The sequence below is a fragment of the Vibrio sp. Isolate25 genome, from assembly GCF_022398025.1.
Lineage (GTDB): Bacteria > Pseudomonadota > Gammaproteobacteria > Enterobacterales > Vibrionaceae > Vibrio > Vibrio coralliilyticus_A.
Genome location: NZ_JAKEUT010000010.1, coordinates 114077 through 123452 on the forward strand (window position 1 = coordinate 114077; position 9376 = coordinate 123452).

Here is a 9376-nt window from a genome sequence, read left to right on the forward strand (position 1 = left end):
TTTCCTCTGTAGCATCCCTCATGGGTTTAACTTCAGGTTACTCGTCTAAGTGGAAAATAATGTGACGTTAATCACTGTTTTGTGAGTGTGTTTTGGGATTGAAATTAAACGTGATCTATCTCAAATACTGAGTGTATTCAGCAGACAAAAAGCTTGTACGGATAAAAAATATCGCTAGATTGGGGTGAAGTAACATACTAAAAATCATCTGCTTTTTAGGGCTCAGATGCGACCTAACAAAAACAGGTGGTTGTTTATTGTCCACTCTTCTATGTGATCCGATCCACACAGCTATTTTCTTCACTCCGTAACGAATGGTGTCGTCACGTTCGCGTTCTTATTCGTCGATGTTAGGAACAAATAAATCCGGTATATCTGCACTACTTGATGGGGTGTGACCTTGTTGTTTTAATGCATTCAGTTGCTTGTAAATGATGAAATAGCGATTGATGTTGGAAACATAATGAACAGGTTCTCGTCCAATGTGTCGCCGCGCGATTATTTCTACGTGTCTAAACCATTGATTTGGGTCGTAGCCCTGTTGAATAGCTAAGCGGCGCATTTTACGAATATTGGCGGGCCCGGCATTGTAGGCAGCAAGGGAAAAATAAACCTGATTGTCGGGCGTGATGTCATCATCACTAAAATAGCGATCTTTAAGGAAACGCATGTATTTCACCCCCGCATGGATATTGTTGTCCACTTGATAGATGTCAGGAATGGCGATGTTGGGATCTTTGGCTGTGCTGGGTAATACCTGCATGACGCCTACTGCGCCTTTGTGTGACACCTTGCTCTGATCTAAGCCTGATTCCTGAAAACCTTGGGCAGAGATCATCAATGGGTCAAAGTCGTATTGTGCTGAGTAATTGGCGAATATTTCTGATAATGCATCTAAGCGCGTCACGTGCTCTGGATTAAGGATGCGCTTCAACCAGCCCGTGTGATCTAGATATTTGTCGTAAATAACGTTGCCCAGTAGAGTACCTGAACGGGTTCTTTGGAGGTATTGATTAACGAAGGATTGGAGGAGAGGGCTTTGTTTACGCATTGCCCAGGCAATTTTCCCATCTGTACGTAGTGGGGCCTGATCGTGCACTGAGATGTTTTCCATCACTTTAAGCCAAAGCTCTGTTTTATGGCTATCTAACACGGTTGCATCAATATGACCTTGATTGACCAGTTCTATGATTTCAATATCTTGTAGCGTTTCTTCAACAAAACGAATGGTGACAGGCTGTAAATTATGCTCATCGAGCATTCGATTTACTTTTTGTAAGCTTTCGAAGTAACTAGAGCTGGCGCGGACCCAAATCTCTTTACCACTGAGTTGTTTCAAGTCAGTGATTGTTGGTGTGGTACTACGAGTGACGAGCAGTTCGCTAACGCCTTGTAAAACCGGAATACTAAAATCGATATACTCCGAGCGATAGGAGGTGATTGTCAGATTGGCAACAATCAGATCGCCATAGCCTTTTTCTAAAGAGGGCAGCAGCTCGTCTCTGTGAACGGGAATAATCTGCAGGTTAAAGTAAGAGGAGCGCTGCCTTAATTCTTTTTCAAAGTGATATAACAGCTCAGCGAGAATGCCTTTTGGTTGACCGCCTTCAATGTAGTAGAAGCCAAGATCGGCTGAAACGAGAACCCTAATCACCCCTTTCTTTTCCAGTTCAGCGAGATCACCAAAGTAAGGTGTTTTTTGTAAAGGTGATAAAGACAGAGCAGTCGCATGGTTCCATGTAGCTGCGAACAAAATCAGAATCAATACAGTACGGCTCATGAATTACCCTCAACAGAACGTCTATTAAAGGTAGTTCTTAACCCATTACTCAGCAAAAAACAGTAATAAAAAACCGCCTGTAATTAGAGGCGGTTTTTTCATTTCGTTGCTGTTATTGCGGGTTTAAATCAATCAACTGGTCAGTACGCTTGGCTGCGTCCTCTAAGCCTAGATGTTCATAGGCAGCGAGTTGAATCTCAAGAGACTTACGCGCTGCTTCCGTATCAGGGTAGGTTTTTTGTAACTCCTGAGCTCGGTTGATGGCTGCAATCCAAGCTTCACGACGCAGGTAAAAATCAGCAGTGGCAAGGTCGTATTCCGCCAAGCGGTTTTTCAGTGCAACCATACGTTTTTGCGCATCTGCGGCGTATGGGCTGTTTGGATAGCGCTCGAGCAGCTTTTTGAAATCCGCAAAGGCTTTTTTTACAGGCTCTGGATCGCGGTCACTACGATCCACATCAAACAGATCATGCATAAAGTTACGATCTTGCGCCATGTGAGTTAAACCACGCATGTACAATACCCAATCCAGCTTTTCATGAGTTGGATTGAGACGAGAAAATCGCTCAATAGTCGCAAGACCGAGTGCTAAATCATCGTTTTTGTAGTAGGCATAAATCAGGTCAAGTTGAACCTGTTCTGAGTAAGCACCGAACGGGTAGCGAGAGTCTAAAGCCTCCAGCTTATCGATAGCCGTTAACCAATTGCCACTTTGCAGCGATACCTGTGCTTCTGAGTAAAGTTCTGATGGCGGTACATCCGGGACGATTTCTTCGCTGCTTGAACAGCCAACCAAAACGGATAATGCCAATAAGCCAGATAAAGTATGCTTTTTCATGTCAGGATTCGATTCCTTGAGATAAATATTTCTGTCGCTTCCGTTACTTTCTTGTCGGTAGCAGATACAATGGAGCGATATTCTTCCACACTAGTGACAATTAGTCTCACAGTTTTTAAAAAAGTTCGATATGGCTCAGCAGATTGAATTAACCAATACAGTAAAAGATAGTCAATTAGGTCAGCGTCTTGATCAGGCAATTGCAGAATTATTCGCCGATTTTTCACGTTCTCGCCTGAAAGAGTGGCTCTTGGATGGAAAAGTCCAAGTTAATGGAGACGTTGTGACTAAGCCCCGCACTAAAGTTATGGGCGGAGAAACGATAACGCTACAAGCCGAGTTGGAAGACGAAGAGCGCTGGGAAGCGCAAGATATCCCGTTGGATATCGTTTATGAAGATGATGATATTATGGTCATCAATAAACCTCGTGATTTTGTGGTACACCCGGGAGCGGGTACCCCAGATGGTACGGTTCTTAATGCACTCTTACATCATTATCCAGATATTGCCGAAGTGCCGCGTGCAGGCATTGTGCACCGCTTAGATAAAGACACCACAGGCTTAATGGTGGTGGCGAAAACGGTGCCTGCTCAGACGCGTCTGGTGCGTGCACTGCAAAAACGCAATATTACTCGTGAGTACGAAGCGATTGCGATTGGTCGTATGACTGCGGGTGGCCGAGTGGAACAGCCTATTGGCCGCCATTCGACTAAGCGGACATTGATGGCAGTGAGTCCGATGGGCAAACCTGCCGTGACCCATTATCGTGTTGCTGAACATTTTCGTGAGCATACTCGTATCCGCTTGCGTCTTGAAACCGGTCGTACCCACCAGATTCGTGTTCATATGTCTTACCTTCAGCATCCCTTGCTGGGGGATTCAGCATACGGTGGCCGAGCCCGCATTCCTTCCGGTGCTTCGGAAGAGTTGGCTGATATGATTCGCAAGTTTGATCGCCAGGCACTGCATGCTGTGATGTTAAAATTCGATCACCCTGTGACTGGAGAAGAATTAGAATTCCACGCGCCAGTACCTGATGACATGGTCGAAATGGCTGAAGCGCTTCGTCAAGATACTCAACAGCATGGGCTAGAAGACGAGTTCTGATATGGAAATGATCCTCCCTAACTGGCCTGCACCAAAAAACGTGAAAGCTTTTGCTTCAACTCGACTGCAAGGGTTTTCGACGGGTGTTTATCAAGGTTTGAACCTTGGTGCACACGTTGGGGATGAATTAGAGATTGTTGAGCAGAATCGGCAATGGTTGGCGAATCAATCTCACATGCCAAGTTTGCCAATTTGGCTTAATCAAACCCACTCTACGCTTGTGTTAGAAGCGGACCAGCCAACGCGAAATGTGTTAGATGCGGATGGTTTGTTTACTCAGCAACGTGGAGTGGTATGTTCTGCCATGACGGCAGATTGCTTACCCGTATTATTGACCAATACCCAAGGTACTCAAGTGGCTGCAGTTCATGCCGGCTGGCGAGGATTAGCTGGTGGTATTGTTGAAAATGCTGTAGCTAAGTTTGATGGGCCAGTGATGGCTTGGATTGGACCAGCGATCGGTGCGTCAGTCTTCGAAGTCGGTGAAGATGTAATTCAAGCATTTGTTTCCTTTGACCCCGCCGCCGAGCAAGCATTCTCGTCGAGAGAGGTGCAAGGGAAATGGTTGGCAGATATGAATCTGTTAGTGACTCAGCGTCTGAACAAAGTTGGAGTGTTTGATGTGTATTATAGTGATCTGTGTACATATCTTGATCAACAACGCTTCTTCTCTTATCGCCGTGATGGCGCCACAGGCCGACAGGCATCGTTTATCTGGATAGACAAATAACCCTCTTTTTAACTAAGGAAACTTAGTTCTTTCCCCTTGAAAATCGATTGTTGCGTATCCATCTCTCATACTGATTATAAGAGTTCACTCCGTTAAGGTTAGGAAGGTAGATATGCGTCTTGACAGATTCACAAGCAAATTTCAAATCGCGATATCTGACGCACAGTCGCTGGCGTTAGGCCGTGATCACCAATACATCGAGCCTGTACACCTGATGGTGGCACTGATGGATCAGAATGGCAGTCCTATTCGTCCACTACTGACTATGCTTGATGTCGATGTTACGCATTTACGCTCTAAGCTAAGTGAGATCCTAGATCGCTTGCCCAAAGTTAGTGGTATTGGTGGGGATGTTCAGTTATCTAGTTCGATGGGCACACTGTTTAATTTGTGTGACAAAGTCGCACAAAAGCGGCAAGACGCCTACATTTCCTCCGAAGTTTTCCTCTTGGCCGCGATTGAAGACCGTGGACCACTTGGTGAGCTCTTAAAAGAGTTAGGCTTAACTGAGGCGAAGCTAAGTGATGCCATTGATAAAATTCGTGGCGGTCAGAAAGTGAATGATCAAAATGCGGAAGAATTACGCCAAGCTTTGGAAAAATTCACGATTGATTTAACGGAGCGAGCTGAGCAGGGGAAGCTAGATCCGGTTATTGGGCGTGATGATGAGATTCGTCGAACGATTCAAGTCCTACAGCGTCGAACCAAAAACAATCCTGTCATTATTGGTGAACCTGGTGTCGGTAAGACAGCAATTGTCGAAGGACTTGCACAACGCATCATTAATAATGAGGTGCCTGAAGGTCTACGCAATAAACGAGTATTGTCTCTTGATATGGGAGCGCTCGTTGCTGGAGCTAAGTATCGTGGTGAGTTTGAAGAACGCCTGAAATCGGTGCTTAATGAATTATCTAAAGAAGAAGGTAACGTCATTCTCTTTATCGATGAAATTCATACCATGGTGGGGGCCGGTAAAGGTGAAGGTTCAATGGACGCGGGCAATATGCTTAAGCCTGCTTTGGCACGTGGTGAACTTCATTGTGTGGGAGCGACCACACTGGATGAATACCGCCAATATATAGAGAAAGACCCTGCGTTAGAGCGTCGTTTCCAAAAAGTACTGGTGGATGAGCCGTCTGTAGAAGATACCGTTGCTATTTTACGTGGCTTGAAAGAGCGTTATGAGCTGCACCATCACGTAGAGATCACCGATCCAGCGATTGTTGCAGCTGCAAGCTTATCACATCGTTACGTGTCCGATCGTCAGTTACCAGACAAAGCGATAGATTTGATCGATGAAGCAGCGTCGAGTATCCGTATGCAGATTGATTCTAAGCCCGAATCACTCGATAAACTGGAACGTAAAATTGTCCAGCTTAAAATCGAACAGCAAGCACTGATCAACGAGCATGATGAAGCCAGTGAAAAGCGCTTAAGTAATCTCAATGAAGAACTGAATGATAAAGAACGTGCATTTGCTGAATTGGAAGAAGTGTGGAACGCCGAGAAAGCGGCATTATCAGGGACACAGCATATTAAGGCTGAGTTAGAACAGGCTCGAATGGATATGGAGTTTGCTCGTCGTGCTGGTGATCTTAACCGCATGTCTGAGCTACAGTACGGCCGTATTCCTGAGCTAGAGAAACAATTGGATTTGGCGACTCAAGCTGAAATGCAGGAAATGACCTTACTGCGTAATAAAGTGACGGATAATGAGATAGCAGAAGTATTGTCCAAGCAGACCGGAATTCCAGTGTCCAAAATGTTAGAAGCTGAAAAAGAAAAGCTTTTACGCATGGAAGAGGTACTGCATGCTCGTGTGATTGGTCAAAGCGAAGCGGTAGAAGTGGTTTCCAATGCTATCCGCCGCAGCCGAGCAGGGCTGTCGGATCCGAATAAACCAATTGGTTCCTTCTTATTCTTAGGTCCAACAGGTGTAGGTAAAACAGAATTGTGCAAAACGCTCGCGAACTTTATGTTCGACAGTGAAGATGCCATGGTTCGTATCGACATGTCCGAGTTTATGGAGAAGCACTCCGTAGCGAGACTTGTTGGCGCACCTCCTGGTTATGTGGGGTATGAAGAAGGTGGTTACCTGACTGAAGCTGTGCGCAGAAAACCTTATTCAGTAATCTTATTGGATGAAGTTGAAAAAGCGCATCCAGACGTGTTCAACATTCTGTTGCAAGTGCTTGACGATGGCCGTTTAACGGATGGCCAAGGTCGTACCGTTGATTTCCGCAATACGGTTGTCATCATGACATCCAACCTAGGATCGGCGAGAATTCAGGAAAACTTTGGCTCTTTAGATTATCAAGGTATGAAAGAACAGGTGATGGAAGTCGTCAACAAACATTTCCGCCCTGAATTTCTAAACCGTGTCGATGAGAGTGTAGTTTTCCATCCTCTTGGTCAGGAACATATTAAGTCGATAGCATCTATTCAATTGCAGAGACTGTCCAAACGCATGGAAGAAAGAGGCTATGCGCTGGAGGTTTCAGATAAGGCGCTGGATCTTATTGCTCAAGTTGGCTTTGATCCGGTATATGGTGCTAGACCTCTGAAAAGAGCAATTCAGCAAAGTGTTGAGAACCCGCTGGCTAAAGCAATATTGGCAGGGAAAGTTGTTCCTGATAAGCCGGTTAAACTTCTAGTAAATAAAGATCAGATCATTGCACACCAATAACTAGTAATTCTAAAAGGGCCTTCGTGGCCCTTTTTGCTGCTATTTATACCGTCTTGTTTAATTTACGAGCGAATAAACTGAAAAGAGACATTTTTTTTAATTTTAGGCTTGTACTACCTGATTAAGTCCCTATAATGCGCCCTCGTTGTCACGGGATACTGAGCTGAAAAGCGATGGCAGCAGACGGCTTAGAGTTATCTAATTTAACTTTAAGAGAAATAACGAAAAAGTGTTTGACACTATAAGTTATCTCGCTAAAATGGCCGTCCGTTTTGAGTTAAGCTCGAAACATAGTTCTTTAACAATATAAACCTATCAATCTGTGTGGGCACTCGTTGATGATAATCCAATTCGATACTTCGGTATCAATTAGGTTTCAATGAACTGAGTGACCATTCGAATTGGGAAGCAGCCTTGAGCTGTTTTGTTTTACTTTTTCAAAAGTGAAAACCAATAAGAGCACAGTCAATTCAAACATTACTTTATGTAATGTTCAGTATTCATTGAGCCGACAAAATCTTAAATTGAAGAGTTTGATCATGGCTCAGATTGAACGCTGGCGGCAGGCCTAACACATGCAAGTCGAGCGGAAACGAGTTGTCTGAACCTTCGGGGAACGATAACGGCGTCGAGCGGCGGACGGGTGAGTAATGCCTGGGAAATTGCCCTGATGTGGGGGATAACCATTGGAAACGATGGCTAATACCGCATAATAGCTTCGGCTCAAAGAGGGGGACCTTCGGGCCTCTCGCGTCAGGATATGCCCAGGTGGGATTAGCTAGTTGGTGAGGTAATGGCTCACCAAGGCGACGATCCCTAGCTGGTCTGAGAGGATGATCAGCCACACTGGAACTGAGACACGGTCCAGACTCCTACGGGAGGCAGCAGTGGGGAATATTGCACAATGGGCGCAAGCCTGATGCAGCCATGCCGCGTGTATGAAGAAGGCCTTCGGGTTGTAAAGTACTTTCAGCAGTGAGGAAGGTGGTAGTGTTAATAGCACTATCATTTGACGTTAGCTGCAGAAGAAGCACCGGCTAACTCCGTGCCAGCAGCCGCGGTAATACGGAGGGTGCGAGCGTTAATCGGAATTACTGGGCGTAAAGCGCATGCAGGTGGTTTGTTAAGTCAGATGTGAAAGCCCGGGGCTCAACCTCGGAATAGCATTTGAAACTGGCAGACTAGAGTACTGTAGAGGGGGGTAGAATTTCAGGTGTAGCGGTGAAATGCGTAGAGATCTGAAGGAATACCGGTGGCGAAGGCGGCCCCCTGGACAGATACTGACACTCAGATGCGAAAGCGTGGGGAGCAAACAGGATTAGATACCCTGGTAGTCCACGCCGTAAACGATGTCTACTTGGAGGTTGTGGCCTTGAGCCGTGGCTTTCGGAGCTAACGCGTTAAGTAGACCGCCTGGGGAGTACGGTCGCAAGATTAAAACTCAAATGAATTGACGGGGGCCCGCACAAGCGGTGGAGCATGTGGTTTAATTCGATGCAACGCGAAGAACCTTACCTACTCTTGACATCCAGAGAACTTTCCAGAGATGGATTGGTGCCTTCGGGAACTCTGAGACAGGTGCTGCATGGCTGTCGTCAGCTCGTGTTGTGAAATGTTGGGTTAAGTCCCGCAACGAGCGCAACCCTTATCCTTGTTTGCCAGCACTTCGGGTGGGAACTCCAGGGAGACTGCCGGTGATAAACCGGAGGAAGGTGGGGACGACGTCAAGTCATCATGGCCCTTACGAGTAGGGCTACACACGTGCTACAATGGCGCATACAGAGGGCNGCAACCCTTATCCTTGTTTGCCAGCACTTCGGGTGGGAACTCCAGGGAGACTGCCGGTGATAAACCGGAGGAAGGTGGGGACGACGTCAAGTCATCATGGCCCTTACGAGTAGGGCTACACACGTGCTACAATGGCGCATACAGAGGGCGGCCAACTTGCGAAAGTGAGCGAATCCCAAAAAGTGCGTCGTAGTCCGGATTGGAGTCTGCAACTCGACTCCATGAAGTCGGAATCGCTAGTAATCGTAGATCAGAATGCTACGGTGAATACGTTCCCGGGCCTTGTACACACCGCCCGTCACACCATGGGAGTGGGCTGCAAAAGAAGTGGGTAGTTTAACCTTCGGGGGGACGCTCACCACTTTGTGGTTCATGACTGGGGTGAAGTCGTAACAAGGTAGCGCTAGGGGAACCTGGCGCTGGATCACCTCCTTATACGATGATTA

The 9376-nt window shown here is 46.3% G+C and carries 5 protein-coding genes and 1 rRNA gene; 4 read left to right on the plus strand and 2 right to left on the minus strand.

The window, feature by feature from the left end:
* Positions 1 to 337 precede the first annotated feature (337 nt).
* Together L1D15_RS16905 and L1D15_RS16910 are read right to left on the minus strand one after the other, a co-directional pair.
* Entirely contained in the window at positions 338 to 1780 is a 1443-nt protein-coding gene (locus tag L1D15_RS16905; protein ID WP_239876495.1) for a lytic transglycosylase F, read from the minus strand.
* A 112-nt stretch (positions 1781 to 1892) separates the two neighbouring features.
* A complete protein-coding gene (locus L1D15_RS16910; RefSeq protein WP_239876496.1) occupies positions 1893 to 2618 on the minus strand; it encodes an outer membrane protein assembly factor BamD in 726 nt (241 codons plus the stop codon).
* A gap of 130 nt (positions 2619 to 2748) precedes the next feature.
* Here L1D15_RS16910 and rluD point away from each other — a divergent pair, with 130 nt between their 5' ends.
* The 4 genes from rluD to L1D15_RS16930 all read left to right on the plus strand — a co-directional run bounded on the left by rluD (position 2749) and on the right by L1D15_RS16930 (position 9365).
* Positions 2749 to 3726, plus strand: a complete 978-nt coding sequence (gene rluD, locus L1D15_RS16915) for a 23S rRNA pseudouridine(1911/1915/1917) synthase RluD (RefSeq protein WP_239838458.1) — start codon at positions 2749 to 2751, stop codon at positions 3724 to 3726.
* A gap of 1 nt (position 3727) precedes the next feature.
* Positions 3728 to 4456 (plus strand): peptidoglycan editing factor PgeF, encoded by a 729-nt coding sequence (gene pgeF, locus L1D15_RS16920; protein ID WP_239876497.1) that lies wholly within the window; start codon positions 3728 to 3730, stop codon positions 4454 to 4456.
* Positions 4457 to 4568: 112 nt separating this feature from the next.
* Positions 4569 to 7142, plus strand: coding sequence for an ATP-dependent chaperone ClpB (gene clpB / locus L1D15_RS16925; protein ID WP_239876498.1), 2574 nt, complete (start codon positions 4569 to 4571; stop codon positions 7140 to 7142).
* Positions 7143 to 7663: 521 nt separating this feature from the next.
* Positions 7664 to 9365: ribosomal RNA gene (locus L1D15_RS16930) — 16S ribosomal RNA — on the plus strand.
* Positions 9366 to 9376 lie beyond the last annotated feature (11 nt).

What these genes read in the sequence shown, in the direction of transcription:
- L1D15_RS16905 (WP_239876495.1), bottom strand. Translation starts at nt 1,780, where the DNA reads ATGAGCCGTACTGTATTGATTCTGATTTTGTTCGCAGCTACATGGAAC.
- L1D15_RS16910 (WP_239876496.1), bottom strand. Translation starts at nt 2,618, where the DNA reads ATGAAAAAGCATACTTTATCTGGCTTATTGGCATTATCCGTTTTGGTT.
- rluD (WP_239838458.1), top strand. Translation starts at nt 2,749, where the DNA reads ATGGCTCAGCAGATTGAATTAACCAATACAGTAAAAGATAGTCAATTA.
- pgeF (WP_239876497.1), top strand. Translation starts at nt 3,728, where the DNA reads ATGGAAATGATCCTCCCTAACTGGCCTGCACCAAAAAACGTGAAAGCT.
- clpB (WP_239876498.1), top strand. Translation starts at nt 4,569, where the DNA reads ATGCGTCTTGACAGATTCACAAGCAAATTTCAAATCGCGATATCTGAC.